This is a genomic window from Nocardia huaxiensis (genome assembly GCF_013744875.1).
In the GTDB taxonomy this organism is placed as follows: Bacteria; Actinomycetota; Actinomycetes; order Mycobacteriales; family Mycobacteriaceae; genus Nocardia; species Nocardia huaxiensis.
The window spans coordinates 6,671,555-6,696,599 of record NZ_CP059399.1; the positions used below are offsets into that span (position 1 = coordinate 6,671,555).

Annotated in this window: 25 protein-coding genes and 1 pseudogene; 18 read left to right on the plus strand and 8 right to left on the minus strand. The window is 68.2% G+C overall.

Annotation, left to right across the window (positions count from 1 at the left end; translation table 11 throughout):
• Positions 1 to 76: 76 nt before the first annotated feature.
• Positions 77 to 685 (minus strand): hypothetical protein, encoded by a 609-nt coding sequence (locus H0264_RS30345; protein WP_181580722.1) that lies wholly within the window; start codon positions 683 to 685, stop codon positions 77 to 79.
• 112 nt (positions 686 to 797) lie between these two features.
• Here H0264_RS30345 and H0264_RS30350 point away from each other — a divergent pair, with 112 nt between their 5' ends.
• The 5 genes from H0264_RS30350 to H0264_RS30370 all read left to right on the plus strand — a co-directional run bounded on the left by H0264_RS30350 (position 798) and on the right by H0264_RS30370 (position 6,145).
• Entirely contained in the window at positions 798 to 1,322 is a 525-nt protein-coding gene (locus H0264_RS30350; protein WP_181580723.1) for an MTB12 C-terminal domain-containing protein, read from the plus strand.
• Between the two features lie 35 nt (positions 1,323 to 1,357).
• Positions 1,358 to 3,562: an MMPL family transporter gene (locus tag H0264_RS30355; RefSeq protein WP_181580724.1), complete on the plus strand. Its 2,205-nt coding sequence runs from the start codon at positions 1,358 to 1,360 to the stop codon at positions 3,560 to 3,562.
• Positions 3,559 to 3,957: a hypothetical protein gene (locus tag H0264_RS30360; protein WP_181580725.1), complete on the plus strand. Its 399-nt coding sequence runs from the start codon at positions 3,559 to 3,561 to the stop codon at positions 3,955 to 3,957. The genes H0264_RS30355 and H0264_RS30360 overlap by 4 nt, the downstream gene beginning before the upstream one ends.
• 75 nt (positions 3,958 to 4,032) lie before the next feature.
• Entirely contained in the window at positions 4,033 to 5,088 is a 1,056-nt protein-coding gene (locus tag H0264_RS30365; RefSeq protein ID WP_181580726.1) for a hypothetical protein, read from the plus strand.
• Between the two features lie 274 nt (positions 5,089 to 5,362).
• Positions 5,363 to 6,145, plus strand: a complete 783-nt coding sequence (locus H0264_RS30370; RefSeq protein ID WP_181580727.1) for an SGNH/GDSL hydrolase family protein — start codon at positions 5,363 to 5,365, stop codon at positions 6,143 to 6,145.
• Between the two features lie 122 nt (positions 6,146 to 6,267).
• On the opposite strand, the gene H0264_RS30375 is transcribed toward H0264_RS30370, so the two are convergent.
• The gene (locus tag H0264_RS30375) at positions 6,268 to 7,215 is read right to left on the minus strand and encodes an oxidoreductase (protein ID WP_181580728.1); all 948 of its coding nucleotides are present in this window, start codon (positions 7,213 to 7,215) and stop codon (positions 6,268 to 6,270) included.
• A 120-nt stretch (positions 7,216 to 7,335) separates the two neighbouring features.
• Here H0264_RS30375 and H0264_RS30380 point away from each other — a divergent pair, with 120 nt between their 5' ends.
• Together H0264_RS30380 and H0264_RS30385 are read left to right on the plus strand one after the other, a co-directional pair.
• Positions 7,336 to 7,782 carry a phage holin family protein gene (locus H0264_RS30380; RefSeq protein ID WP_181580729.1) on the plus strand — a complete coding sequence of 149 codons (447 nt, stop codon included), beginning with the start codon at positions 7,336 to 7,338 and terminating at the stop codon, positions 7,780 to 7,782.
• Between the two features lie 4 nt (positions 7,783 to 7,786).
• Positions 7,787 to 7,954: a hypothetical protein gene (locus H0264_RS30385; RefSeq protein ID WP_181580730.1), complete on the plus strand. Its 168-nt coding sequence runs from the start codon at positions 7,787 to 7,789 to the stop codon at positions 7,952 to 7,954.
• A gap of 3 nt (positions 7,955 to 7,957) precedes the next feature.
• Here the strand turns inward: H0264_RS30385 and H0264_RS30390 are convergent, their stop codons facing one another.
• Positions 7,958 to 8,740: a DsbA family protein gene (locus tag H0264_RS30390; protein WP_181580731.1), complete on the minus strand. Its 783-nt coding sequence runs from the start codon at positions 8,738 to 8,740 to the stop codon at positions 7,958 to 7,960.
• Positions 8,650 to 9,246 carry a hypothetical protein gene (locus tag H0264_RS30395; protein ID WP_181580732.1) on the minus strand — a complete coding sequence of 199 codons (597 nt, stop codon included), beginning with the start codon at positions 9,244 to 9,246 and terminating at the stop codon, positions 8,650 to 8,652. Before H0264_RS30395 ends, H0264_RS30390 begins: the two co-directional genes overlap by 91 nt.
• Before the next feature lie 190 nt (positions 9,247 to 9,436).
• On the opposite strand from H0264_RS30395, the gene H0264_RS30400 reads away from it, so the two are divergent.
• Together H0264_RS30400 and H0264_RS30405 are read left to right on the plus strand one after the other, a co-directional pair.
• Positions 9,437 to 10,036 (plus strand): SRPBCC family protein, encoded by a 600-nt coding sequence (locus H0264_RS30400; protein WP_231084780.1) that lies wholly within the window; start codon positions 9,437 to 9,439, stop codon positions 10,034 to 10,036.
• 246 nt (positions 10,037 to 10,282) lie between these two features.
• Complete coding sequence (locus tag H0264_RS30405) at positions 10,283 to 11,539, plus strand: KasA/KasB family beta-ketoacyl-ACP synthase (protein WP_181580733.1); 1,257 nt, start codon at positions 10,283 to 10,285, stop codon at positions 11,537 to 11,539.
• Between the two features lie 48 nt (positions 11,540 to 11,587).
• Here H0264_RS30405 and H0264_RS30410 read toward each other — a convergent pair whose 3' ends face one another.
• Positions 11,588 to 12,508 (minus strand): SDR family NAD(P)-dependent oxidoreductase, encoded by a 921-nt coding sequence (locus H0264_RS30410; protein WP_181580734.1) that lies wholly within the window; start codon positions 12,506 to 12,508, stop codon positions 11,588 to 11,590.
• A gap of 68 nt (positions 12,509 to 12,576) precedes the next feature.
• Between H0264_RS30410 and H0264_RS30415 the strand changes: the two genes are divergently transcribed.
• Both H0264_RS30415 and H0264_RS30420 read left to right on the plus strand, forming a co-directional pair.
• Positions 12,577 to 13,584 (plus strand): SDR family NAD(P)-dependent oxidoreductase, encoded by a 1,008-nt coding sequence (locus H0264_RS30415; RefSeq protein WP_181580735.1) that lies wholly within the window; start codon positions 12,577 to 12,579, stop codon positions 13,582 to 13,584.
• A 6-nt stretch (positions 13,585 to 13,590) separates the two neighbouring features.
• Positions 13,591 to 13,740 (plus strand): hypothetical protein, encoded by a 150-nt coding sequence (locus H0264_RS30420; protein WP_181580736.1) that lies wholly within the window; start codon positions 13,591 to 13,593, stop codon positions 13,738 to 13,740.
• Between the two features lie 31 nt (positions 13,741 to 13,771).
• On the opposite strand, the gene H0264_RS30425 is transcribed toward H0264_RS30420, so the two are convergent.
• Positions 13,772 to 14,554, minus strand: a complete 783-nt coding sequence (locus H0264_RS30425) for a GntR family transcriptional regulator (RefSeq protein ID WP_181580737.1) — start codon at positions 14,552 to 14,554, stop codon at positions 13,772 to 13,774.
• A 106-nt stretch (positions 14,555 to 14,660) separates the two neighbouring features.
• On the opposite strand from H0264_RS30425, the gene H0264_RS30430 reads away from it, so the two are divergent.
• Positions 14,661 to 16,106, plus strand: a complete 1,446-nt coding sequence (locus H0264_RS30430; protein WP_231084779.1) for an ABC1 kinase family protein — start codon at positions 14,661 to 14,663, stop codon at positions 16,104 to 16,106.
• 423 nt (positions 16,107 to 16,529) lie between these two features.
• Here H0264_RS30430 and H0264_RS38825 read toward each other — a convergent pair.
• A pseudogene (locus H0264_RS38825) lies at positions 16,530 to 17,570 on the minus strand (ABC1 kinase family protein); the annotation flags it as partial.
• A gap of 182 nt (positions 17,571 to 17,752) precedes the next feature.
• On the opposite strand from H0264_RS38825, the gene H0264_RS30435 reads away from it, so the two are divergent.
• From H0264_RS30435 to H0264_RS30450, 4 genes are all read left to right on the plus strand, one after another.
• On the plus strand, positions 17,753 to 18,319 hold the full coding sequence (locus tag H0264_RS30435; RefSeq protein ID WP_181580738.1) for a DJ-1/PfpI family protein: 567 nt from the start codon (positions 17,753 to 17,755) through the stop codon (positions 18,317 to 18,319).
• Between the two features lie 77 nt (positions 18,320 to 18,396).
• Positions 18,397 to 20,199 (plus strand): alpha/beta hydrolase, encoded by a 1,803-nt coding sequence (locus H0264_RS30440; RefSeq protein WP_181580739.1) that lies wholly within the window; start codon positions 18,397 to 18,399, stop codon positions 20,197 to 20,199.
• Between the two features lie 113 nt (positions 20,200 to 20,312).
• The gene (locus tag H0264_RS30445; protein ID WP_181580740.1) at positions 20,313 to 21,371 is read left to right on the plus strand and encodes a lysylphosphatidylglycerol synthase transmembrane domain-containing protein; all 1,059 of its coding nucleotides are present in this window, start codon (positions 20,313 to 20,315) and stop codon (positions 21,369 to 21,371) included.
• 16 nt (positions 21,372 to 21,387) lie between these two features.
• Positions 21,388 to 22,068, plus strand: coding sequence for a PAS and ANTAR domain-containing protein (locus tag H0264_RS30450; RefSeq protein WP_181580741.1), 681 nt, complete (start codon positions 21,388 to 21,390; stop codon positions 22,066 to 22,068).
• 1 nt (position 22,069) lies between these two features.
• Here H0264_RS30450 and H0264_RS30455 read toward each other — a convergent pair whose 3' ends face one another.
• On the minus strand, positions 22,070 to 22,321 hold the full coding sequence (locus H0264_RS30455) for a hypothetical protein (RefSeq protein ID WP_181580742.1): 252 nt from the start codon (positions 22,319 to 22,321) through the stop codon (positions 22,070 to 22,072).
• 212 nt (positions 22,322 to 22,533) lie between these two features.
• Here H0264_RS30455 and H0264_RS30460 point away from each other — a divergent pair, with 212 nt between their 5' ends.
• Together H0264_RS30460 and H0264_RS30465 are read left to right on the plus strand one after the other, a co-directional pair.
• Entirely contained in the window at positions 22,534 to 23,688 is a 1,155-nt protein-coding gene (locus H0264_RS30460) for a TDT family transporter (protein WP_244975993.1), read from the plus strand.
• Positions 23,689 to 23,763: 75 nt separating this feature from the next.
• Positions 23,764 to 25,044, plus strand: a complete 1,281-nt coding sequence (locus H0264_RS30465) for a L,D-transpeptidase (protein WP_181580743.1) — start codon at positions 23,764 to 23,766, stop codon at positions 25,042 to 25,044.
• Position 25,045: the final 1 nt, after the last annotated feature.

The window sequence follows — 25,045 nt, forward strand, 5'->3', positions numbered from 1 at the left end:
CTCCCCTAGCAGCGTCTGAGACAATCTACCCAAATGAGGACGGCATTGTCCCCGGTTTCCGTAAGCCAATCGATGATTAGGGCGTCCACCATTCGACTACGGCCTGCACCGCAGGATCCCCGCCGTCCCGGACAATCGTCAGGGCGGATTCCGTCAGCTGGATGGCGAGTCCGGCACCCGCGCCGGACCAGCGTCCGCCGCCGCCGGCGACGCCGGTGCGCAGCGGGGTGCCCGAGACCAGGTCGTACGCCTTGAAATAGCTGCCGCACACGACGAACAGCGTCTGCGCCGTGGACCCGATCACCGTGGCGCGGTGCCACTCGTCGCAGCGCGCCGAGGCGCCGTCACCGCCGAACCAGCCGTAGTCGTTCGCCATGACGTTCACGAAGTCCGGCCGGCCGGTGACCGGCGCGCCGGTGTAGGCGGCGGCATCGGGCAGCTGCGGCGGGATCTGTTCCGGTGGCACAACGACTTTCACGGTGGTGGTCGCCGACCGGGTGGTGGGCACGATTGTCGTCGGCGGCGCGGGTGGCGCCTCGGCGACGACGATGATCGGCGGCGGCGTGCCCTGATGGGTGCGGAAGTACGTCGCCAGACCGGCTCCCCCGCCGATCATGAGCGCCGAGATTCCCACCGCCGCCGCGTATGCCGTCACCGTTGCCCGGGGGTTTCCCAACCTCACCACCGGCCCCTCCTGCTTTGTCAATCTTGTCCAGCTGACTGGGACAGTGGTTAGCATACTGGGGCGCAGCGCATTTACAACCGCGAACTGCGATCGAGCTCACAGGAGGACACGAGTGAACATCCAGCATAAGAATGCTTTTCTGCTGGCAGCGACCGGCGTAGCACTGTCCCTGACACTGACAGCGTGCGGCGGCAGCAATGTCCGTAATCCGGACTCCGTCATCACTGTGGCCCCCACCACAACCGCGGCGACCACCATGGCAAATGGCAAGCTACCCGATCCGCTGACCGCCGAGCAGCTCGATCAGAAGCTGCAGAACCTCTTCGGCAAGAAGGAGGTCTCCGACGATCAGCGGCTGGCCGTGGTGCAGAACGGCGAGAAGTTCCGCTCGGATCTGCCCTCCCTGGTGAAGGCCATGAACGAGAACCCCAATGCGACCTTCGGTGTCGTACCGAATTCGGTTGTGCTCAACGGGGACACGCTCGAGGCCGAGTTCTGGCTGGACAAGGACGGCAATGGGAACCGGCGCTCGGCGCCGCTGAATCTCGTTGCGGCCAACGGGGAATGGAAGATCACCTCCGCCGACATCTGCGGTCTGCTGGCCCAGACCGACTACAAGTCGCCGGCGTGCTCGTAATCGGGGAATAGACCGCAACAAGGGGAGGTCCGATCGTGTTTCACTGGCTGGGGCGGTGGGTGTATCGCGCGCGATACGCGGTCATCGTGGGATTCGTTGTGGTGATGGGGGTTTCGGGGGCCTACGGGCTGGGTTATCAGGACCGGCTCACCGCCAAGGGGTACTTCGACGAGACGAGCGAATCGGTGCTCGGCACCGAACTCGCCGATGACGTCTTCGGGCGGGATTTCGACGGCGACGTCATCGCGCTCTACACCGCCCCGCCGGGCAAACACATCACCGACGCGGAATTCGACACCGCGGGCAGCGCGCTCACCCAGCGGCTGCTCACCGAATACCGCACGCAGATCAAGGATGTGAGCGGGTACTGGAACGGCAGTCTGGGCAAGGCGCGCTTCCTCACCAAGGACGCGGACCAGGCGTTCATCAGCATCGGCCTGCAGGGCGACGGGGACCAGGACAGCGTCGAGTTCTACCGCCAGATCCACGACAAGCTCGGCATACCGGGGCTGGATGTGCAGGTCGCCGGGCGGGTTCCGGTGTCCGACGAGGTCGGGCTCACCATGCAGCACGATGTCGAGCGCATGCACCTGATCGCGCTGCCGCTGGTGGCGATCGTGCTGTTCTTCGTCTTCGGCGGCGTTATCGCAGCATCGCTGCCGATGATCATCGGCGGGCTCACCATCGCGGGCGCGTGGGGGGTCATGAATCTGTTCACCGGGTTCATGCCCGTGAACACCATTGCCGACGCGGTGCTTTCGCTCATCGGGCTGGGGCTGGCCATCGACTACGGGCTGTTCATGGTGAGCCGGTTCCGGGAGGAGATCGCCGAGGGCGCGAGCGTGGAAGACGCGGTGCGGACCACGGTTTCGACGGCCGGGCGGACGATCGCGTTCTCCGCCACCATCATCGTAGTGTGCGTGGCCGGGGCGCTCATCTTCCCGATGGTGTTCCTGCGCTCGGCGGCCACGGCGGCGCTGGTCGCCGTTGTGCTGGCGGCGGTGCTGTCCATCACGGTGCTGCCGGCCATGCTGGGGGTGCTCGGAAAACGCGTGGACGCCTTCGGATTCCGGGCGTTCAACCGGACCAGGACCACCGCGCAGATCGACGCGTCGTTCTGGTCGCGGCTGTCGCTGTGGTCGATGCAGCGGCCCGCGCTGCTGGCGGTGCCGATCATCGCGGTGCTGGGCGGATTGCTGATCCCGTTCTTCCAGGTCGAATGGGGCACCGACATGACCGAGAAGTATCTGCCGCCCAACAATGAAACTCGAACGGCGCAGCAGGATTTCGACGCCGCCTTCCCCACCGAACGGGTCTTCCCGCTCAAGCTGGTCATCGACGGCGCGGACCGGGCCACCGCCAATGTCATCGCCGACACGGCGAGCAAGGCCGTCGCCGACGGCCTCACCGGGGAATTCAAGAAACCCTTCTCCAATGGCGTGGCCCGGGAGGGCGCGAACGTCCGGGTGTTCACCGCCGGACTGAAGGAGGGCGCGGACACCGACGCCATCATCGGGACGCTGCGCACCATCCAGCCGCCGGAGGGGGTGCGGCTGTATGTCACCGGCATGCCGGCGCTCGGGCGCGACACTCTCGACGGGCTGGTCGACCGCATGCCCATGCTGCTGGCGATCCTCGTGCTCGCCTCGTTCGTGATGATGTTCCTGGCGTTCGGCTCGTTCGTGCTGCCGATCAAGGCGATCTTCGTGAGCTTCCTGAGCCTCACGGCCACCCTGGGCTTCCTGACCTACGTCTTCTACGACGGGCACGGGGCGCGGCTGCTGGACTTCACGCCGCAGCCGCTGTTCGTGCCGATTCTGGTGATCATGATCGCGATCATCTTCGGGCTGTCCACCGACTACGAGATCTTCCTCATGTCACGCATGGCCGAGGCCCGCGAGAAGGGCGCCGCCACACCGGAAGCCATTCGATACGGCACCGCGCACACCGGCGGCATCATCACCGCGGCGGCGCTGGTGCTGATCGTGGTGACCGGGTCGTTCGGGCTGTCGGAGATCGTGCTCATGAAGTACATCGCCTACGGCATGATCGTGGCACTCATCCTGGACGCCACCATCATTCGCATGCTGCTGGTGCCCGCCGTCATGAAGCTGCTGGGCGACGCCTGCTGGTGGGCGCCGGGCTGGGCCAAGCGGCTGCACCGGCGCATCGGGCTGGCCGAGTACGAGACCCGGGACGAAGCGCCGAAAAACACCGTCGCGGAGGAGATTCCGGCATGAGAGCCCTCGCACTCGCGGCGGGCGTATTGCTCGCCGGCACACCGAACCTGCTGCCCCGCGCGGAGGCCGCGCCGCCACTGCTGATCACCTGCGCGGACTCCTACACCGAGGAATCCCGGCTCGAAGTCAGCTGCCACAACCGGGATTCCGGAGCCGGCACGGTGGATCTGATGTATGTGTGCAGCACGCCGCTGGACTTCGGGCGTCAGATCGTGTTCAACGAGCCCGGCTTTCGCGTCGGCGGCGGGTCGACCCTGCGGCTCACCCGCGACTGCGGGGCCGAGCAGGTGGTGATCAGCTATCAGCTCTGGCCGCTCACCGCCGAGCAGCAGGCCGATATCGACGGCCGCCAAGCCAAGATCCGCGAGCAGCGCGATCAGGCCACGCCGCGGTAGGCGAGACACCTCATAGTGCAGGATCATTCAGTGTCTGAGACAATCTTCTCACCAAGCAGAATGGGGAGAGTTCTGATGTCAAACCGACTGGCCGGCAATGGAATCGACGTGGACGCCGTCATCGAGAAACTGACCGACGCGAGCGTGGACTACTTCGTCGAACAGATCACCGGAGAAAACCTGGTGGCGCACGCGGATTCGATTCTGCGCGACATCTTCGAGATCGAAGAGGCGCTGAGAGTGTCCGACATCCTGGACCGGGAAACGATTCAGGGCAGCGTGCTGGCCATTATCGACCTGCTCAACAGCAGCACGCTCAATCGGCATTTCTTCGAGGCCATCGCCGATGCGATCTACGACCTCGCCGCCAACGACAAATTCCGCCTCGGCGACGTGGTGGACCGCGATGGGGTCGAGAAGCTCATCGCCACCATCGCCGGCATGCATCTCATGTTCGAACGCGGGCTGGATCGGTTCGCCGAGAGCCCGATGCTGGGGACCGTGGCGGCCACCTTCGTCAATCGCATCATGTCCGGCGCGGGTGAGGCGGTGCGCACCCGGGCCGAGAAGTATCCGCTCATGAAATCCGCGCTTTCCCTGGGTGATCGGACCGTCGGGAAGGTGCTCACCGCCGGTGACAAGGCCTTCGGCGAACGGCTGGGCGAAGCCACCGCGGCGGCGGCGCAGTTCGCGGTGCGGCGCACCAACCACGCCATCCTGACCGTCATCAAGGAAACGCCGGTCACCGACGCCGCCATGGAGGTCTACGACCTGTTCGCCAATGAACCCGTCAGCGATCTGCGCGAATTCATCGAACTCGAGGAATTGCGGGCGCTCATCGCGGCCGTGTTCGATCTGGCGACAACTGTCAAGAATCCGGAGTATCTGGCGGATCTCGTCAATGACGTGGTGTCGATCCTGCTCGACCATTATGGGGACTACACGGTGGCCGGACTGGTCAAGGAGGTCGGCATCAGCCCCGAATTCCTGCGCGACGAATTCTGCCGCTACGCACCGGCCGTCATCGAGGCGGCCAAGCAGGACGGCATCCTGGCCGGGCTCGCCCGCCGGCGCATCGAGCCGTTCTTCCGTTCCGAGCAGGTGCGCGAAATCCTTTCCAGCGCTTCCTGATTCACCATCTTGCCTAATTGTCTGAGACAATTTAGGCTGAGAGCGCCGGGATTCGGATCCGATGTGTACCCCACCGGCTCCGATTCCCGGCTCGAGGTGGCCCGTCCACAACCCTCCTGTTGCCCGGCACGTGCCCACTGTTGTGCCGGACGGGCGGGCCGCCTCCACCTCGAAAGGCCCGGGAGCAGCCACTCCCGGGCCTTTCCGCAGGCGACCGCAGCAACGACAATGGCGGGAAGGACACTCGCTGTCGGATCGACCGGAGGTGCTGCCCGTGCCCGGAATCGTGCTCCGGCACACGGCCGGACTCGCGGCCCTCGCCGCGGGGCTGGCGCTCACGGCCGCCGCGTCGGCCACCCCCGGGGACACCCCCGCGATTCACCGGTACGTCGCACTGGGCGACTCCGGGGCCTCGGTCGGCTCCCGCGATCTCCTGCAACCCGGCAGCCCGGCGTATTGCCTTCGCGCCCAGGACAATTACCCATCGGTCCTGGCCCGCATGCTCAGCGTGGGCGAATTCATCGATGCCAGTTGCAGCGGTGCGAAGACCACCCATATGACCGAGCCGCAGTACGGCCGGGACGCGGGCCCCAATCCCGCGCAGTTCGACTCGCTCACCCCCGGCACCGATCTGGTCACCCTGACGCTGGGGGCGAACGACGTCGGCGTCTTCAACGTCAATGTGATCAACGCGGCACAGCTCGACACCGTCCGGCGCAATGTCGGCGCGGCCCTCGACGGCATTCGTGCTCGCGCGCCACACGCCACCATCGTGCTCACCACATATCTGCGGTACTTCCCGGAGGGCGGCGGCTGCTACGGCTTCACCGACCAGGGCGGGCAGCAGCGGCTGACCGACGCGCTGCGTGAGACCGCCCGCGCACACGCGGCGCTGTTCGCGGACAACTTCCGGATCACCGGGCACGACATGTGCCGGCCGGCCGGTGTGCACTGGGTCAACGGCCCGACACCCGACACGGCCTCGGTTCCCCTGCACGCCAATGTCGCCGGGCAGGAATACCTGGCCGAGGTCATCGCCGCGACCCTGCTTCGATGACGGGCGCGGCGGAGCCCCGAGAACGCACCCTCAGGTTCAGGAGGCCCCGCCGACCTGCTTCCGTGTCCCGCCACAGGCACGGAAGTTCCTGTGCCGCCGTGAAATTCGGCGAGGCTGTCGGATCAGTTCGGCCAGTCGTACACCACGCCGGTGAGCTTCTCGCTCAGCTGCCACAGCCAGCGGGCGTAGGCGCGGCTGTAGGCGAGCGGGTTGCGCAGGGTGCGGCGCGGATAGCCGGCCACCTCGAAAGCCGGTCCGAGATAGGTGTTTCCGGGCAGGCCGGGCACGGTCGCGGCGTACAGCTGCGGCAGAGCGCCCATCTTGTCGGGCTGGGCGAAGGTCAGCAGGATCTTCTGCGGAATGGCGGCGAGCGTGGCGGCCAGGCCGCGTTCGCCGTCGAGATCGTAGAGGTGGGTGGCCGACAGGCCGGGGTGCGCGGCGACGGCGGTGAGGGCGGTGCCGGCCGCCTGCGCCCGGCGGTGCAGCTCGGCCGTGAACAGCAGATTGGCCAGCTTCGACTGGGAGTAGGCGGGCCAGCGCAGGTACATCCTCCGCCAGTTCGGGTCCAGCGGATTGACCACGCCACCCCAGGCGGCGACCGAGGAGACCGTGACCACGCGTGGGGCGGGCGCCCGCAGCAGGGCGGGCAGGATCGCGCCGGTGAAGGCGAAGTGACCCAGATGATTGGTGCCGAACTGGGCGTCGAAGCCGTCGGCGGTGCGCGAACGCGGGACGGCCATCACCCCGGCATTGTTCACCAGCAGGTCGACCGCGCCGACGCTCAGATCGATGTGGTCGGCGGCGCGACGAACCGAGGTCAGATCGGCCAGATCCAGGGGCAGCACTTCGGGTTTCGGCCCGGTGGCGGCCGCGGCCACCGCCTCCACCGCGGCGGCGGCCTTGAGTTCATTGCGGCAGGCCAGCAGGACGCGAGCGCCCTTGGCGGCCAGGGCTTCCGCGGTGCGCAACCCCAAGCCGCTGTTGGCGCCGGTGATCACGGCCGTCCTGCCGGTCTGATCGGGGATGTCGGCTGTGGTCCAGCGGCGCGGCAGCAGCGGAGCCGAACTCATGGAATACCCCCTGGCAGAGTGGATCACGGTACAGATTGTCTCAGACACAGTAGCCGATGGTGTTACGATGCGACAGTCCCGCGGCACGCGGTCGCGGCGATCGAACCACAGGGATCGTGCATGGCGAGCAGCAATCAGTCCTACGATACGGCCGTCGAGGTGCGCACCGGCGCCTTCGACAGCACCATGAGCTACCTCCTCGACCAGTTCACCGCCTGGGCGGCGCCCCGGCTGCGCAAGCTCGCGGCCTTCCTGTTCGCCGAGTTCGCACGCGGCGTGATCGCGGTGCTGCTGCTCGGATTCGCGCTCGTGGCAGCGATTTACGGGACGATCTACTTCGTCGGGTTCCTGGTGGAGGTGCTCGACATCTGGTTGCCGCACTGGGCGGCGACCGGCATCGTGGCCGCGCTCATGCTGCTCCCCGCCGGCGGCGCGGCGCTCATCGGACTGTGGCAGGTGTCGAAGATGCGATCCGTGCGCGCGGGCGGCTCGCTGGCGGCGAAGGCCGGCGGACTGCTGTGGAATCTGGCCCGCGGCAAGCAAACACAAGCGGGGAAGCCCTGGTGATCACATGGATGTCATGTCGCTGCTCGCCGGATCCGCCGAGCGCGCGCTCCTGTGGGCGGGCTGGGAATTCCTGCGCGTGGTCTACGCCCTGGTGAGTCAGGGCTTCGGGTCGGCCGCACATCCCGAGTGCGTCATCGACGCGGTCTCGTCGACCGTGGCCTGCCCGCGCTGAACCTCAACGCTTTCCGGCGAGCGCGTCCGAAATCCCCTGCGGCGTGGGGCTGATGACCTCCGCGCCATTGGCGAGCACCACCGGCACCCGCGACAACCCGCCCGCCACAACGACTTTGGTGTGCGCTGCCACGAAATCCCGGTACCGCCCGGAGGTTACGCACGCGTCCAGTCCGGGATCGGCGACTCCGGCCTGCCGGGCCAGTTCGACGAGCTCCGCGTCACCGAGCCCCGCGCTCCCCGTGGGCTGCTGCCGCTGCAGGACCAGCCCCCGGAACGCCCGCCACTTCTCCTTGTCCGCCACGGCCACGCACGCACTGGCATTGGCGGCCCGCGACGAGTACTCCGTGGTCGACTCCCCATCCAGCACGGCCACGATGTCGTACTCGACCGCCGCCTTCCCCTCCGTCACCGCGGCATTGATGGCATCCCCGGACACCACATTCAGGCTCTTGCACAGCGGGCACTGATAATCCTCGATCACCACCAGCGTGCCCGGCGCGTTCGGATCCCCGAACCGCAACCGCCCCGCTTCGAACGGCGCCGGCCCCGCCGCCACGGTCTCCCCCGCCTCGGTGTCACTCCCCCTGTCCCGCTTGGCATCCCACACCGACCACCCCACCACGGCCAGCACCACGACCACGATGAACGCGAAAACCCCCAGCCCCCGCGCCGACAACCGCTCGCGCATCCCGATCACCGTCCCGTCGTAGTCGGCGCAGGCGTGGCCGACCCCGACGGCGTAGCCTCCACAGTCCGGATCTGCGACCCGAACGCGATCGGACACGCCACAGTCATCACCACCATCGAACGATTCAATCCGTCGAACGACTCGTTCAACGCCCGCGAAACCTGGTCCGCCTGTCCCGGATTGGCCAGCGCCCCCTCCAGCCCCTGCAGCGCATCCCGCACCTGCCCCGCCGCCGCGGAAACACTCACGAACGCATCCCGAGCCACGGACGGCTGCATTCCTTCCACACTCCGATCGACTCCGGCCACGATCTCCCCCGCCAACCGCACCCCGTCCTCGGTCCGCTGCTTGATGTCAGCCAGATCATTGCGCCCCGCCGCTGCGGAAATCCCCTGCACCCGCTCGGTGAGCTGATCGAAAGTAGGCCGCAGCGCCGTGATTTCCCGCGCTCCCGCCAGACAGTCGACCTGCCCGGGGGCGAGCGTCGTCGTGGTCGTGGTGGCCTGCGCGGACTCCCCGCCATCGCCGCCGCACCCGCAGGCCAGCAGCGAAACAGCGGCCAGCACAGGCACGATCGCCGAACGAACGGTACGCGGACGCATATTTCGCATAGTAACCGCTATCGCACAGCTAACCAGATATTGCCGCTCGTCCTTCCGCGACGACCAGCAGGCCGGAGGGTGCAGCGGTGGCGCGGGGGAATTCCTTCGATCTACACTGTCTGAGACAGACCGGATAGGTGTTCGACAATCGAATAGTCCCGCAGGGGATGCGCGTGAAAGAAGCTGATCTGTGAACCTGACCGCCATTGTCATTGTCGCGGCTGTAGTTGTCATTCTCGGGGGGATCGCCGCCGGAATAACGTTGCTGGTCATGCGGGCCTGGACCAAGAAGGTGCTCGCGGGTGAAGGGTATGAGTTGCAGCCGGTCTCGAGCGAGTTCGTCGATCAGTTTCTGAGTGAGGGCGCCAGTTTTGTCGTCAGCGCGGAGCGGGAGTTTCCGTATCCGCCCCAGAAAGTGTGGGATGCGCTGCAGCTGAACGGGACCTTCTCGTGGATTCCGCTGATCAACGGTATTCGGTATCGGGACGACTATCGGCGCGAAGGAGCCATGCGGACCTTCGACGGCCTGCTGGTGGCGGCCGAGGAGCGCGTGGTGACCATGGCCCCGGGTAGCCGGCTCACCGTGACCGGGGTCAAGGCGTCGGTGCCGGTGGTGCTGAAGTCGTTCATCGAGGACTACCGGCTCGCCGAAACTGAGAACGGCACCAGGCTGACCTGGACACTGGCCTTCCGGCCGCGGTTCGGCGCGTTCGTGCCGCTGCGCTGGACGGCTCCTTTCATCCGGCCGTTCGCCCGCATCGGCATCAAGGGCCTGGCCGCCCGCATCTGATCGAAATCGAGGACCGGTCATGGCCGAATGGATAGTTTCGGAGCCACAGCGGCTCTGTCACTTGCGGATTCGCTCCGGCCTGCTGGTCCTCGACTTTCGGGCTACGCTGGCCCAGGCGCGGAATCTTCTTGCCGCGCTTGATACTTGGTCGCCCACCATGCACGTGACGATCGACAACGACGTCGCCCCGGATCTTCCGGCGTTGCCGTGCTCGAGGTTGTGGGATTGACAGTGAGGACTGATGGAGTGCGAACACTCGACAACTTCTCCACCCGTTACGGCGGATTCCGGAATGTGGTGATCACGGCGGTGGAGATCACCACCTCCATCGCCCCGGATACCGAAGGCACCTGGCAGGGACTGCTTTCCGGAGCCAGCGGCATCCGCGCCCTCGACGATCCGGAAATCACCGCCACCGATCTGCCGCCCGCCATCGGCGGCAAACTCGTCGCCGACCCGACCGCGGAGCTGGATCGAATTCGCAAGCGGCGCATGTGTTATGTGCAGCAGATGTCCTATGCGATGGGAAAACGCCTGTGGCACACCGCCGGTGCGCCCGAGGTGGACAAGGACCGGCTCGGGGTGTGCATCGGCACCGGACTCGGCGGCGCGGACGCGATCGTCGACGCCCGCGACGCCATGGGCCTGGGCTACCGCAAGGTGTCCCCCTTCGCGGTCCCCATGAGCATGCCGAACGGGGTGTCGGGCGTGGTCGGACTGGAGATCGGCGCGCGAGCGAGTCTGGTGACGCCGGTGTCGGCGTGCGCCTCGGGCTGCGAGGCGCTGGTGCACGCCTGGCGCTCCATCGTGCTGGGTGAGGCCGACATGATCGTGGCCGGCGGCGTGGAGGGCTACATCAATGCCGTTGCGGTAGCGGGCTTCACGATGGCGCGGGCCCTGAGCTCCCGCATCGGCGAGCCCGAGCGCGCCTCGCGGCCGTTCGACCGGGACCGGGACGGATTCGTCTTCGGCGAGGCCGCCGCACTGCTGCTGGTGGAATCCGAGGACCACGCCCTGGCACGCGGGGCCAAGCCGCTGGCCCGGCTGCTCGGCGCGGGTCTGACCGCCGACGGCTACCACATGGTCGCACCCGATCCGGAGGGCCTGGGCTGCGCCCGCGCCATGCGCCGCGCCATCGAGACCGCCGGCGTGAGCCGCACCGAGGTCGACTCGGTCAACGCGCACGCCACCGGCACCACCATCGGAGATCTGGCCGAGGCCAAGGGAATCGCCGCCGCCGTGGGCACCCACGCGGCGGTGTACGCGCCGAAGTCCGCTCTGGGGCATTCGGTCGGCGCGGTCGGCGCGCTGGAGGCGGTGCTGTCCGTGCTCACCCTGCGCGACCAGGTGATTCCGGCGACCCTCAACCTCGACAATCAGGATCCGGAGATCGACCTGGATGTGGTGCATTCCAAGCCGCGCTACGGTCAGGTCGACTACGTGCTGAACAACTCCTTCGGCTTCGGCGGGCACAATGCCGCCGTGCTGTTCGGAAAGTACTGACGCACAGCGGTGTTCGGGTAGGGCCGCGCTGGGGGCGGCCCTGCCCGATCACTCCCGCCGCTGGGCCCGCTGGTCCAGTTTCCGGTCCAGGTAGGCGTCGACGCGCCCGAGCACCTTGGGCAGCACCCGCCCGCGCAGCCCGGTGATGTTGTCGTTCTGGAAGAATCGCGCCGCCAGCCGCGCCCCGCCGGGTGACACCCGCGTCGCCACATACAGCGCCCGCGCCTCGATGGGCGTCGGCACCACCGCGGGATTGCGCGCGGCCACCCGCACGATGGTCCGCGCGATGCTGTCCGGGCTGTGCGCCGCGAACCGCTGCGCCAGCGACGAAAGGCTCAGCGTGCGAACGGCTTCCGCCTGCCGGGCGCCGTCGGCGTCCGCCTCGTCGTAGATGCCGGTGTCGACCAGCGCGGGACAGACGGCGATGACTCCCACACCGGTCCCGGCGAATTCGAGCCGCAACCCCTCGGTGAGCATCTGCGCGGCGGCCTTGGTGGTGCAGTACGGCGTGCTCAGCGGAATCGGCGCGAAGGCCGCCACCGAGGTGACATTGATGATCCGCCCGCCCCGCCCGGACTCCACCATGTGCCGGCCGAAGTAGGTCGACCCGTGCACCAGCCCCCACACGTTCACGCCCAGCAACCGGTCCCAATCGTCGAGCGAATGCTCGAGAAACGGCCCGGCCGTGATGAATCCGGCATTGTTCACCAGCACCCGGGGGGTGCCGAATTCGGACCGCACATCGTCGGCGAAGTTCTCCATGGCCGCGCCGTCGGCCACATCCACCGCGTACGGCGTCGCGTCACCGCCGAATTCGCCGATGGCCTCCACGGTCTGGTCGGCGCGTTCCTTGTCGATGTCCGCGACGACCACGATCGCGCGCTTGCGCGCGAATCGCAGGGCCGTCGCGCGGCCGATGCCGCCACCAGCACCGGTGATCACGACAACCTCGTTGTCGAAGACTGTCATTGCGGTCCCCTCGCGTCCACCCGAGCCGCACACCTGGCGCCTGCTGTCCCAGACAGTGTACACTCCAGATGTCCAGGGCGAGGAGCAGATTCGACGTGAAACCCTTCCATCCGGGGGTCGCGGTGGTGACCGGGGCCGGCAGCGGCATCGGCCGCGGCACCGCCAAAGCGCTGGCGCGCCACGGCGCCGAGGTGATTGTCGCCGACATCAACTTCGCGACCGCCAAAGACACTGTGGCACAGATCCGTTCGGCGGGCGGACTGGCCTACCCGTACGCCCTCGATGTCGCCGACACCTCCTCCATGCGGGACTTCGCCGACTATGTGAAGCGCAATCACGGCGTCCCCGACGTGGTGGTGAACAATGCCGGAATCCTGGTCGCCGGACCGTTTCTCGATATCCGGCACACCGATCTGCGGCGCATCCTGGACGTCAATCTGACCGCGATGGTCTACGGCTGCCGCCTGTTCGGGGCGCAGATGGCCGAGCGCGGCCGCGGCGGGCACCTGGTGAACATCTCCTCGCCCGTCGGGTTCCTGCCGGTGCGCCTCGGCACACCGTTCTCCGTGACCAATGCCGCCGTCACACATTTCAGCCAGACGCTGCGGGTGGAGCTGGCGCCGCGGGACATTCGCGTGACGGTGGTCTGCCCGGGGCTGATCGCCACGAATCTGCCCGCCACCGCGGTCATGGCCTCGCTGACGCCCGAGCAGGTGGCCATCACCCGGCAGATCACGGTCAAGGCCATGACCCTGTTCGGCATGCATCCGGACCGGGCGGGCGAGCGGATCGTCGAGGCGGTCCGGCGCAATCGGGCCATCGTCCCCATGCGCCCGGAAGCCTGGCTGGCCTACTGGATCTCGCGGGCCTTCCCGCGCACCGCACGCCTGGCCATGCGGATTGCGACCGGTCCGGAAATCGAGCGAATCGTCCGGTTCGCCATCGATCATCCGGCGGTTCTCGGCATTGCCCGCGAGGCGGGCGAGCTCATGCCGTACCGTCGCGGACTGCAAACCTATTGGGAGCCACCGGACTACGACCAACCGGTCGCTCCGCCGATACCGCTGAGGAGATGAGGGTCCATGGCCGAGCAGCCGAATCCGCCCGGGGCAGAAGCACAGGATTCACCCGCCGCCGAACCCCCGGAACGCCGGAATCTGGTCATCCTGGCGGTCATGGCGCTGGCCGTCATCGGAGCGTTGGTCGCCGCCGCGATGGTCGCCGCGGGCTGACCGCCCCGGCCGCGCACCGGGCGGCGAGCCGTCATGCCGTGGCGGTGCGGCTGTCCGCGAACTCGTGCGCGCCGGGCGCTCCGAGGACCAGCTCCTCGAACCGCGCGACCACCTTCTCGAGGTACATACCGAAGAGATCCTCGAACAATGTCAGCTGCGCCTGCGACGGCCCGCTGCCGGACTCCCACACCGCCAGCAGCGCCTGCCACACCAGCACATGCAGATCCGCCGAGACCGCGTAGTGTGCCTCGACCGCCTGCGGCACCTCCGACAGCAGCTCGCCGAGCGAGTTGAGCACCGCGCGCTGCATGTCCTGGCCGAGTTCGGTGAGCAGCCGGCGCACCAGGCCCACCTCCACGGCGAGCAGCCGGGCATGATCGGGCGTCGCGGCGCGCGCCAGGTTCTCGAGTTCCTCGAGGTCGGCGCGCAGCTCCGGCAGCGCCCCGCCCTGGCCGTTCTCGGTGTAGGCGAGCAGCGCGTCGAGCACGATGGCGCGCTCGGTGTCGACGATGTCGCGGAACATCTCGGCCGCGAGTTCGGGTGCGGGCACGGACAATCGGAACAATCGCCGGTACACCTCCACGCCACCGGCCCGCCGCACATCGCGCACGGTGAAGCCGCGACCCCGGTGCGCGTCCACGAATCCGTAGGATTCGAGCCGGCCCAGAACCAGCTGGGCGGTCGCGCGGTTCATGGCGAATTCCTCGGCGACCTGGCGGACGGACGGCATCAGGTCACCGGGCGCGAGCTCACCGATCACCACGCGGCGAGCGAGCTCGTCCGCCACATCGGCGACGACCGTCTGGGCACCCATCGTGTCACCTTTCGACAACTTTCGAATATGTCCCAGACAGTTTAGGCTCTCATATGCCAAACTGCACGTGCGCCCACCGTGGCGCGGCGCACACGATGGGGTGAGCATGTCGATGCGATGGAGCCGGGGGCGGCAGGGGGATGCGGGCGTCGTCCCGGCGCGAAAACTGGTCCGCAACGCCAAGATCGCCACCCTGCCGGTCGCCTACGCGGGACGCCAGGCCGCAGGAGCCGGAAAACGAGCCCTGGGCCGCTCCCCCATGGAGATCGATCTCGACATCCAGATGCGCACGGCCCAGCACATTTTCGAGGTGCTCGGCGAATTGAAGGGCTGCGCAACCAAATTGGGGCAGGTGCTGTCCATCTACGAGCTCGCGTTGCCGAGCGGGCTCGCCGAACCGTATCGGGCGGCGCTGGCCCGCCTGCAGGATTCCGCACCGGTCATGCTGCCCGACACCGTCCGCACGGTCATGGCCGCGGCGCTCGGCGACAGCTGGCAGTGGTACTTCAAGGAGTTCGACGACCGCCGCGCGGCCGGGGCCTCCATCGGGCAGGTGCATCGCGGGGTGTGGTGCGACGGGCGGCCCGCCGCGGTGAAACTCATGTACCCGGGCGCGCGCACGGCCGTGCTCGGCGATCTCGATCAGCTGCGCCGAATCTCCGTGCTGGCGAGCGTGTTCTTTCCCGCCGCCGACGTGAAGGACCTGACCGAGGCCATGTGCGCCTCCATCGCCGAGGAGCTCGACTACGCGGCCGAGGCCCGGCATCAGCAGCACTTCGCCGAGGTCTACGCCGATGATCCGGATTTCGTCGTCCCGCGGGTGATCACCCAGCAGGGCGATGTGATCGTCAGCGAATGGCTTTCCGGCACACCGGTTCCCCGCATTCTCGAGTCCGGCGCCCCCGAGGAGCGCAGCCGGGTCGGCATGCTGATCATGCGCTTCGTGCTCTCGTCATGGGTGCGCACCGGGCTGCTCTACTGCGATCCGCATCCCGGCAATTTCCGGGTGCTGCCCGACGGCCGGCTCGGGGTGGTCGACTTCGGCGCCTGTGTGGCCTGGCCGCCCGCCGACTTCGGCGACCTGCTGTCCGACATCGTGGGCGCGACCCTCGACGGCGGCCCCGAGCGCCTCGAAATCGCCTTTCGCACACACGGTTTCGCCACCACCGGGCGGCCCCTGGACATCCAGGCGCTCTACGAGGCGATGACCCTCATGCTCGAGCCGCTCACCGCTCCCGTCTCCCGGATCGACACCGGCTGGCTGGGCGAGCAGGTGCGCCGCTTCATGGATCCCCGGCTGTCCAATGCCAATCGGCAGCTGACGGCCGATCCCGAGCTCGCGCCGTTCGGACGCGCCATGGTGACCGCCATGGGCGTGGTGGCACAGCTGGGCACCGAGGGTCCGGTCCGCGCCGAATTCGCCCGCTGGTCACCGGAAATCGCGGCGGTGCTGGAACGCCACGACAGCCGCCGGGCCCAGCCCACCGATCTGGGTATCGTGCGGCAGTTGCGCGCGGCCGAACCCCGGCGGCGGATCTCGATCGTCAGCTGACCCTTCCGCAGCCGAAAGATCCTGCGACCGAACGGTTCCCAGCGTTCCGGCCGCGGCGCGCTCCTCATGGCGGCGCACGATCTCGGCCAGCCCGCCCCACCAGCTGAGCAGCTCGCCGCGAATGCCGTCGGTGCCCAGCTGACACAGCAGGCCGAAGCCGGTGACCAGCGTGCGCGCCATGGCGGTGAGCTCGGGCGGCAGCGTCATCTGCCGGAACACATTCGACAGCCGGATCTCGGTGATCGTCGCGACCTGGGCGCGCAGCCAGTCGTCGGACAGCCGGAAATCGTCCCGCAGCAGGACATCCAGGAACGGCGCGACGATCCGAAGCAGCTCCCGCACCTCGAAATCCGCGTCCGGGCGCACGAATCCGTTCGCGCGCAGCGCCGCTTCCACGTCGGCGGGCGTGCCGTTGTAGAGCGCGTCGCCGATCTCGACGACCATGCGCGGAAAGCCGCGCGGATACGGTTCGCAGGCGCCGAAATCCACCACGCCGAGCCGGCCGTCGGGCAGCAGCAGGAAATTGCCGGGGTGCACATCGGTGTAGAGCAGATGGCAGCGATGCCGCACCGTCTCGATGAACCGCACCGAGGCCAGGCCCAGCCGGGAGCGTTCCGCGGGCGCGGCGGTCACGACCAACCGGCTCACGGGCGTGCCGCGCAGCCACTCGCTGATCAGCACCTCGCCGGTGTGCGCGAGCACGCTCGGCACCACGAACTCCGGATCCCCCGCCAGCGCGTCCGCGACGAGCTGCTGGGTGGCGGCCTCACGCGGATAGTCGAGTTCGTCGACCACGAGCGCGCACACCATCTCGACGATGGCCCGCACATCGGCCCCGGGCAGGAGCGCCCCGATGACGCCCGAAAGGCTGCGCAGCAGTTTCAGGTCCGCTGCCACCGCCTCGTGCCCGCCCGGGAACATGATCTTCACCGCGACCTCGCGCCCGTCGTGCCAGACGGCGTGATGCACCTGGCCCAGGGAGGCCGCGGCGGCGGGCCGATCGTCGAACTCGCGGAACCGGGTTCGCCATTCGGGTCCGAGGTTGCGCGCCAGCACCTGATGCACCAGGCCGGGCAGCATGGGCGGCGCGGAATCCTGCAGGCGGCTCAGGGCGGTGCCGACGACCTCGGCGAATTCCCGCGGCACGATCGAGGGCAGGACCGAGCGATACATCGCCGCCATCTGCCCGATCTTGGCCAGGCAACCTTTCAGCTCACCCAGCACGTCCACCAGGTGCTCGGCCGTGCGCAGGTGAATGTCGAGTTCGATCTGCGCGGCGGGCTTTCCGGTCATGCGCTTGCCCAGGCCCACGGCCCGGCGGCCCGCGTAGGCGACGGGTAGTGCGGCGAGTTTGGTTTCGCGGCCGAGGCGGGTCGTCGGCATCGCCTGTGCCGGTGCGCCACGACCCCGGCCCGGGAAGCTGATCACCCGCGCTGTCGTCTCACCCGACTGAGTTCTCACCATCACCACCCACACTCCAACCTGGTGAGCAGTCTGGCACAAGATTGCGACGGGCGTTGAAAGGAAGTGTTTTCAAAAATGGGCCGGACGTACGACCCGCCGCACAGTGGACAGAATCCGCCAGATCACGGGAAAGCCTTGCCGCCCAGGACAATTCCGATAAACTCCGGCAGGGAGGTGGCGTCATGCCGAAGGTTCTTGTCATTACCGGGGATGCCGCCGAGGATCTCGAAGTCATGTATCCCTACCAGCGGCTGCTGGAAGAGGGCTACGAGGTCGATATCGCGGCGCCCACCCGGAAAACCCTGCAATTCGTCGTTCACGATTTCGTACCCGGATTCGACACCTACACCGAGAAACCCGGGCACACCTGGGCCGCCGATCTCGCATTCGCCGAAGTCGATCCGAGTTCCTATGCCGCACTGGTGATTCCGGGCGGACGGGCCCCGGAGTATTTGCGCGGCGACAAATACTGCCGGCAAATCGTGCAGTACTTCATCGACGCCAACAAACCCATCGCGGCGCTGTGCCACGGGCCGCTCATCCTGGCCGCCGCCGGCGTGCTCGCGGGCCGGACCACGAGCAGCTACCCCGCGCTGGAACCGGATATGACGGCGGCGGGCGCGCAGTGGGCGGATTCGCCCGCCCTGGTCGACGGCAACCTGGTGACGGGGCGGGCCTGGCCGGATCATCCGCAGTGGATGCGGGCGTTCATGACACTGCTGCGCAGCGTGGCGCCGCCGACTTCCTGAGCGGAGCGCGAGCGGGCGGTAGGCCCGCACGCGTGTCGTTCGCCGCGGGCGGCAAACGCCGGGTAACACTCAGCATCATGACTGATGTGTCCCGCCAGGACGATTCGCCCGAACTCGGACAGGGCGACTCGCCCGAGTCCCCGCAGCGCGATTCGTTCGTGGCGCGCGTGATCGGGCTGCTGCTGGCCGCCGAACGCGCGATTCGCCCGAACTATGTCGGCATGGTGGTGGCGGCGCTGTTCTTCATCTGGTCGGTGTCGCCGTCGCTGCTGCCGCGCACCTGGATCTTCCAGGGGCTGGTCAGCGGCATCAGCGCCATCATCGGCTACGGGGTGGGCTGCGTACTGGATTGGGCCTGGCGCAAATTCGTGCTGCCGCAGCTGCCCGCACCCTGGCGCGAGGCCAAGCTGTTCAATCTGCCGCAGGGCAGCAGCGATCTGCTGAAGGTGGTCACGCTGCTGGCGGTGTTCATCGGTCCCGCCATCGTGCTGACCCGCTCGGCGCGCTGGCAGCGCGATATCGAATCGGTCATGGGCATGAAGCTCACGCCCACACCCGGCTATCTGCGCACCGAGTTGCTGGGATTCGCGACCGTCGCGCTGGTGATCGGCGTCTTCCGCCTGCTGCGCTGGATGGTTCGCCGCATCACCCGCGCCCTGAATCTGGAACTGCGCATTCCACGGGCGATCGCGCTGCCGGGCGCGGTGGTGCTGGTGACGGTGTTCTGCGTGCTGCTGTTCCAGGGTGTGCTCGCGAAAGCCTTCTTCTCCGTGGCGAATTCGGCGTTCAGCGTGCGCAACAGCAATACCTCCGACTACGCCGTGCAACCGCAGCTGCCGGAGCGCTCGGGCAGCCCGGCCTCGCTGGCGCCGTGGAACACCCTGGGCTCCGAAGGACGCTGGTTCGTGTCGAACGCGCCCACGCGCGAACGCATCGCCGCCGTCACCGGTAAGCCCGCGATCGAACCGATCCGGGTGTACGCCGGACTGGAATCCGCGCCCACGCCCGAGGCCGTGGCCGAGCTCGTGGTCGCGGAACTCGATCGCACGCACGCCTTCGAGCGCAAGGTGCTGGTGGTGGTGACGACCACCGGCACCGGCTGGGTGGATTCCACCACCGCCGCGTCCATCGAGTACATGTACGGCGGCGACACCGCCATCGCGGCCACCCAGTACTCGTATCTGCCGAGCGTGCTGTCGTTCCTGTCGGACCGGCAGAAGGCCACCGAATCCGGCCGGCTGGTCATCCACGCGGTGCACGCGCGCTGGGCGCAGCTGCCGCCGGAGTCGCGCCCGAAGCTGCTCGTCTACGGCGAAAGCCTGGGCTCGCAGGGCTCGGAGGGCGCGTTCACCGGGCTCGACGACATTCGCACCCTCGTCGACGGCGTGCTGTGGGTGGGCCCGCCCAATTCCAATCGCATCTGGAGCGCCCTGGAGCAGCGCCGCGATCCGGGGACGCCGGAGATCCTGCCCATCTACGCGGACGGCCTCGTCGTCCGCTTCGCCGCGACCGCCGAGGATCTGAATCGGCCCAACGCCCAATGGATCTCACCGCGCATCGCCTATCTGCAGCACGCCTCCGACCCCATTGTCTGGTGGTCGCCGGACCTGCTGTTCGAACAACCCGACTGGCTGGCCGAACCGCGCGGCGCGGATGTCTCCAAATCCATGCGCTGGTGGCCCATCGTGACGTTCTGGCAGGTCAGCGCGGATCTGGCCAATGCGCAAGGGGTTCCGTCCGGGCACGGGCACCGCTACGGCACGCTGGTGCTCGACGGCTGGGTCGCCGTCGCCCAACCGGAAGGCTGGACAAACGACCTCGCCGATCGCATACGCCAAGCCCTCGACGAGGACATCGACTGGGAATACGCTCATAAATAGGAGCCACTCCGGCGCCGCGCAAAGCGACTCCCCGGTGCGGGTACAGCGGTTAATGTCGATCCTTACGGCCGCGATGCACACTGCGAATGTCCGCGACACCTCGAGGAGAGTCGATGGCGACGGCAACCCCCGCCGCAGCGAGACGAGCCCTTCCCACCGTCCGAAAAGCCCTGCCGACCCTCGTCGTCACCGTCGCGGTCACGGCCGCGGTGGTGTGGCAGTGGGAGGCGGTGGCGGAGGGCATCGCGACGCTGCTCGCCGCCGACCCGCGCTGGCTCGCCCTGGCGCTGCTGGCCACGCTCGCTCTCTGGCCCACCTCGGTGCTCATGCTGCGCGGCTCGATTCCGCAGGAAACGTGTTCACGCCGGCTGTTCGCGCTACAGCTGGCGTTCCCGGCGATCGGGCTCATTCCGGCCGCCAATCTGCTGATCCGCCTGCGGTTCCTGCGCCGGGAGGGCCTGAGCCACAGTGCGGCGCTGGCCTCCATCACGCTGTTCGGGTTCGCCGCGTTCGTGGTGCGCATTCCGCTCGTCCTCATCGCCGTGCTCGCCACACCCAGCCTCATGAGCCGCACCGGGGCGCAGCCGCCCTGGCACGATCTGGGCGCGCGCACCTCCGACACCTGGCACGGCCTGCTCGAAAACCCATGGCGCACAGCCGCGATCGCCGTCGGCGTGCTGCTGCTGGGCGGCGCTGTGCTGATCGCCGCCGCCGTATTCCTGTACCGCCGCTTCGTCGCCCGCGGCGGCTGGCGCGCGGCCCTGACCCGGCTGCGCGAGGCCCGCGCCAATGCCGCGGCCGCCTGGAAATCGGTGGCCGCCACCGCGCTCCGCCCCCGCCGCGCCGCCGCGCTGTGGCTGTGCGCGCTGCTGCAACCGCTGCTCATGGTGCTGGCGCTGTGGGCGGTGCTACAGGCCGTGGGCGCGCACATGCCGCTGACCGACGCCTTCGTGGTGCATCTGGTCACCGTGGCCCTGGCCCCGCTGCTGCCCTCCCCCAACGGTGTGGCCACCAAGGAGCTCACCCTGGCGGCGGGCCTGACCGCGGTGGCCGGGCTGGCCGGCGGCGTGGCCGTGGCCGCCGTGCTGGGATTCCGGCTGCTCACCTTCTGGAGCCAGATTCCGCTCGGGATCGCCTCTTTCGCCTGGCTGAGCCACCGCCGCGCCGTCTAGCGGCAATACTGGGGGCATGACCGAATCCACCGAACACACTGCGCCGGGCGACGCTTCGACCCGGATGCACGAGGCCGAGACCCGGCCGATGGTCGGGAGTTTCCGATTCTGGTTCACCAACCAGCGGTGGGAGTGGTCGCCCGAGGTCTACCGGATGCACGGGTATGAACCGGGCGAGATCGAACCCACCACCGAACTGCTGCTGGCGCACAAGCATCCCGACGATCGCAATCATGTCGCGGAGGCCATCGAACGATCCGTCGATCAGGGCGAGCCGTTCTCGAGCCGGCACCGCTTCGTGGATGTCACCGGCCGCGAACACAATGTCATGGTGGTCGCGGACCGGATCTTCGACGCCCATGGGAAACCGGTCGGCACCACCGGTTTCTATGTGGATCTGAGCGACACCTTCGCCGAGGCCGCCCGCACCACCCTCGACGCGCACATGCCCGAGCTGATCGAGGCCCGCGCGGTCATCGAACAGGCCAAGGGCGTGCTCATGCGGATGTATCGCATCAATGCCGAGCAGGCTTTCAAGGTGCTGGTGTGGCGGTCGCAGGAGACCAATACCAAACTGAAGGCGCTGGCGCAGCAGCTGATCACCGACCTGTCACAGGTCCCGCCGCCGCCGGCCGCCACGGTGGCCGCATTCGATCACATCCTGCTGACCGCGCACACGCGCATCCCGGCCGAGTGAATCAGGCCGGCGTGCACTCGATGCTCGAATACTTCGCCGCGCCACGCCATTCGGTGCGCGCGACCTTCTTGGCCTGAATCAGCCCCCGGGGCGCCTCGACGGTGACGGCGGGCAGCGTCTCACCGCTCCACGCCTCGGCGGTGCAGGTGTAGGTCGAGCCCGAGGCGTGCGCGGAACCCGCACCGGCCGTGGCGAACAGCGGAACCAGGACGAATACCGCAACCGGCAGACCGAGCAGATACTTGACGCGCACAGCGGCTCCTTCACACGATCATCGAGGTGAGCAAGGCCCAGATTCTTGCACGGCGATCACCGGCGCGCCGGATAGTCGACGATCTCGCTCCGGCCAATCCGCGCCAACTGGGCTTTCCCGCAGACAGATCCGCTCAGGGCATAGAACCGTTCTATGCATCCATCGGATCGCGGCCACTACTCGCGGGGTTCGCGCACGCCGATGCTGAATGCATGACCACCATGGCGTTCCGACACGAAACCCAGTACTCGACCCCTGGCGTGCAGTCCGGACCGTCCGGCGCGCAGCATGTCCAGCGCGACGACCACCGGCCGCTGCGGCATCTGGCCCCCAACTGGTTCGCCGCGGTGATGGGCACCGGCATCGTCGCCAATGCCGCCGCCACCCTCCCCCTGCAGTTCCCCGGCCTGCAGGCCGCCGCCACCGTGGTGTGGGGCCTCGCCTCGGCACTGCTGGTGATCCTGGCCGGCGTGTGGGTGCTGCACTGGCGGCGCTACCCCGACGCCGCCCGCTCGCACGGCTCGCATCCGGTGATGATGCAGTTCTACGGCGCTCCCCCCATGGCCCTGCTGACCGTCGGCGCCGGCACCCTGGTCCTCGGGCAGCGGGTGATCGGGCTCGGCGCCGCCCTGGCCGTGGACTGGGTGCTGTGGTCGGCCGGCACCGCCCTCGGACTGCTGACCGCCCTGGCCATCCCCTACCGCATGATCACCCGGCACAATTTCGATCCCGACGCCGCCTTCGGCGGCTGGCTCATGCCGGTGGTTCCCCCCATGGTCTCGGCCGCCACCGGTGCGCTGCTGATCCCCTACCTGCCTGCCGGGCAGCCCCGGGTCACCATGCTGGTCGGGTGCCTGGCCATGTTCGGCCTGAGCCTGATCGCCGCCGTCCTGACCATCACCATGATCTGGTCGCGGCTGCTGCATCACGGCCTGCCCGCCGCCGGCATGGTCGCCACCGTGTGGCTGGTGCTGGGTCCCCTGGGCCAGTCGGTGACCGCCGCCGGACAGCTGGCCAATGTGGCTCCCGGCGCCCTGCCGCAGCGCGAGGCCGACGGACTGGATGTGTTCGCTCTCGTGTTCGGCATTCCCACTTGGGGATTCGCCATGCTGTGGCTGGCCCTGGCCATCGCCGTGACCGTGCACGCCCGCAAGGCCATGCAGTTCAATATGACCTGGTGGGGCTTCACCTTCCCCCTCGGCACCTGTGTCACCGGCAGCACCGTGCTCTTCGGGCACACCGGCGCCGACCTGTTCGCCGTGGTCGCCGTGGCCCTGTATGTCCTGCTGCTGGCCCTGTTCGGCGTGGTCGCCACCCGCACCCTGCGCGGGCTGTGGTGCGGCGAGCTGCTCCGGCCCGCCCGCTGACGCCAAGATCGAACAGAATGGGCATGGCTTCTACTAAGCTCCGCAGTACCACCGAGCGTGCCGGAGGGAGAAGCCATGCCACCCCGCCGTTTTCGATCGAGAGTCGCCACTGGATCCACGCTGGCGTTGATCTTGATTGCGTCCGCGTGCTCATCCGAGCCGCCACCGGCCGCCACACCGAGCAGATCCGCCCCCGCGCCCGCCGTCCTCACCATGTCGCCCGCACCGGGCGCCCAGGACGTGAATCCGGCGGCGCCGGTGAGCGTGACCACCAGCAGCGGCGTACTCACCGCGGTGACCCTCACCAATGACGAGGGCCGGGTCATCGAGGGGACATTGAGTCCCGACAAGGCGACCTGGCGGCCCAATGAACCACTCGGCTACGGACGCGGCTACACCCTGACGGCGCAAGGACTCAGCGTGACCGGACCTACAGGTCCGGTCACGTCCACTTTCGGCACCCTCACCCCCGCCAATCAGACCCGGGTCACGCTGACCACGACCGACGGGCAGCCCCTCGCCGAGGGCGCGACCTACGGGGTCGGCGCGGTGGTGGTGGCGCACTTCGACGAGGACGTGCCGAATCGGGCCGAGGCCGAGAAGCGGCTCGTCGTCACCACCGATCCACCGGTCCAAGGCGTTTGGTACTGGATGGACAACCGCAATGCGCACTGGCGGCCGCGCGAGTACCACAAGCCGGGGACCCGGATCACGGTCGCGGCCGATGTGTACGGCGCGGAGCTCGGGCCCGGACTGTTCGGGCAGGAGAACGCCCGGACCTCCTTCGTCATCGGCCCGTCGCACGTGTCCATCGCCGACGACAACACCCATCAGATCGAGGTGTTCGAGAACGGAAACCTGGTGCGCACCATGCCCACCTCCATGGGCATGGGCGGCAGCACCACCGTGGGCGGGCGGACCATTTCGTTCTGGACCCAGCCCGGCGTCTACACCGTGCTGGGCAAGGCGAATCCGGTGATCATGGACTCCTCCACCTACGGGCTGCCGGTGAAATCCTCGCTCGGCTACAAGGAGACCATCGGCTGGGCCACCCGGATCAGCACCGACGGCATCTATCTGCACGCACTGGACTCCACGGTGTGGGCGCAGGGCTATACCGACGTGTCGCACGGCTGCCTGAATCTGAGCACCGAGAATGCCAGCTGGTTCTTCGAGTTCTCGCAGCTCGGGGATGTGGTGGAGGTGCGCAATACCGGCGGCGATCCGCTCGAGGTGTGGCAGAACGGGGACTGGGGCGTGCCGTGGGAGCTGTGGCTGGCGGGCAGCGCCCTGCACGCACCGGCGCCGCCCGCGCCCGCCGCCCCGGCGCCCGTCGCGGTCGCACCCGCGCGCTGAC

Excerpts from the sequence above, each read along its gene's own strand:
- H0264_RS30360 (WP_181580725.1), top strand. The coding sequence starts at position 3,559 with ATGAGAGCCCTCGCACTCGCGGCGGGCGTATTGCTCGCCGGCACACCG.
- H0264_RS30365 (WP_181580726.1), top strand. The coding sequence starts at position 4,033 with ATGTCAAACCGACTGGCCGGCAATGGAATCGACGTGGACGCCGTCATC.
- H0264_RS30375 (WP_181580728.1), bottom strand. The coding sequence starts at position 7,215 with ATGAGTTCGGCTCCGCTGCTGCCGCGCCGCTGGACCACAGCCGACATC.
- H0264_RS30380 (WP_181580729.1), top strand. The coding sequence starts at position 7,336 with ATGGCGAGCAGCAATCAGTCCTACGATACGGCCGTCGAGGTGCGCACC.
- H0264_RS30385 (WP_181580730.1), top strand. The coding sequence starts at position 7,787 with ATGGATGTCATGTCGCTGCTCGCCGGATCCGCCGAGCGCGCGCTCCTG.
- H0264_RS30395 (WP_181580732.1), bottom strand. The coding sequence starts at position 9,246 with ATGCGTCCGCGTACCGTTCGTTCGGCGATCGTGCCTGTGCTGGCCGCT.
- H0264_RS30410 (WP_181580734.1), bottom strand. The coding sequence starts at position 12,508 with ATGACAGTCTTCGACAACGAGGTTGTCGTGATCACCGGTGCTGGTGGC.
- H0264_RS30415 (WP_181580735.1), top strand. The coding sequence starts at position 12,577 with ATGTCCAGGGCGAGGAGCAGATTCGACGTGAAACCCTTCCATCCGGGG.
- H0264_RS30420 (WP_181580736.1), top strand. The coding sequence starts at position 13,591 with ATGGCCGAGCAGCCGAATCCGCCCGGGGCAGAAGCACAGGATTCACCC.
- H0264_RS30425 (WP_181580737.1), bottom strand. The coding sequence starts at position 14,554 with ATGGGTGCCCAGACGGTCGTCGCCGATGTGGCGGACGAGCTCGCTCGC.
- H0264_RS30430 (WP_231084779.1), top strand. The coding sequence starts at position 14,661 with ATGTCGATGCGATGGAGCCGGGGGCGGCAGGGGGATGCGGGCGTCGTC.
- H0264_RS30435 (WP_181580738.1), top strand. The coding sequence starts at position 17,753 with ATGCCGAAGGTTCTTGTCATTACCGGGGATGCCGCCGAGGATCTCGAA.
- H0264_RS30440 (WP_181580739.1), top strand. The coding sequence starts at position 18,397 with ATGACTGATGTGTCCCGCCAGGACGATTCGCCCGAACTCGGACAGGGC.
- H0264_RS30445 (WP_181580740.1), top strand. The coding sequence starts at position 20,313 with ATGGCGACGGCAACCCCCGCCGCAGCGAGACGAGCCCTTCCCACCGTC.
- H0264_RS30450 (WP_181580741.1), top strand. The coding sequence starts at position 21,388 with ATGACCGAATCCACCGAACACACTGCGCCGGGCGACGCTTCGACCCGG.
- H0264_RS30460 (WP_244975993.1), top strand. The coding sequence starts at position 22,534 with ATGACCACCATGGCGTTCCGACACGAAACCCAGTACTCGACCCCTGGC.
- H0264_RS30465 (WP_181580743.1), top strand. The coding sequence starts at position 23,764 with ATGCCACCCCGCCGTTTTCGATCGAGAGTCGCCACTGGATCCACGCTG.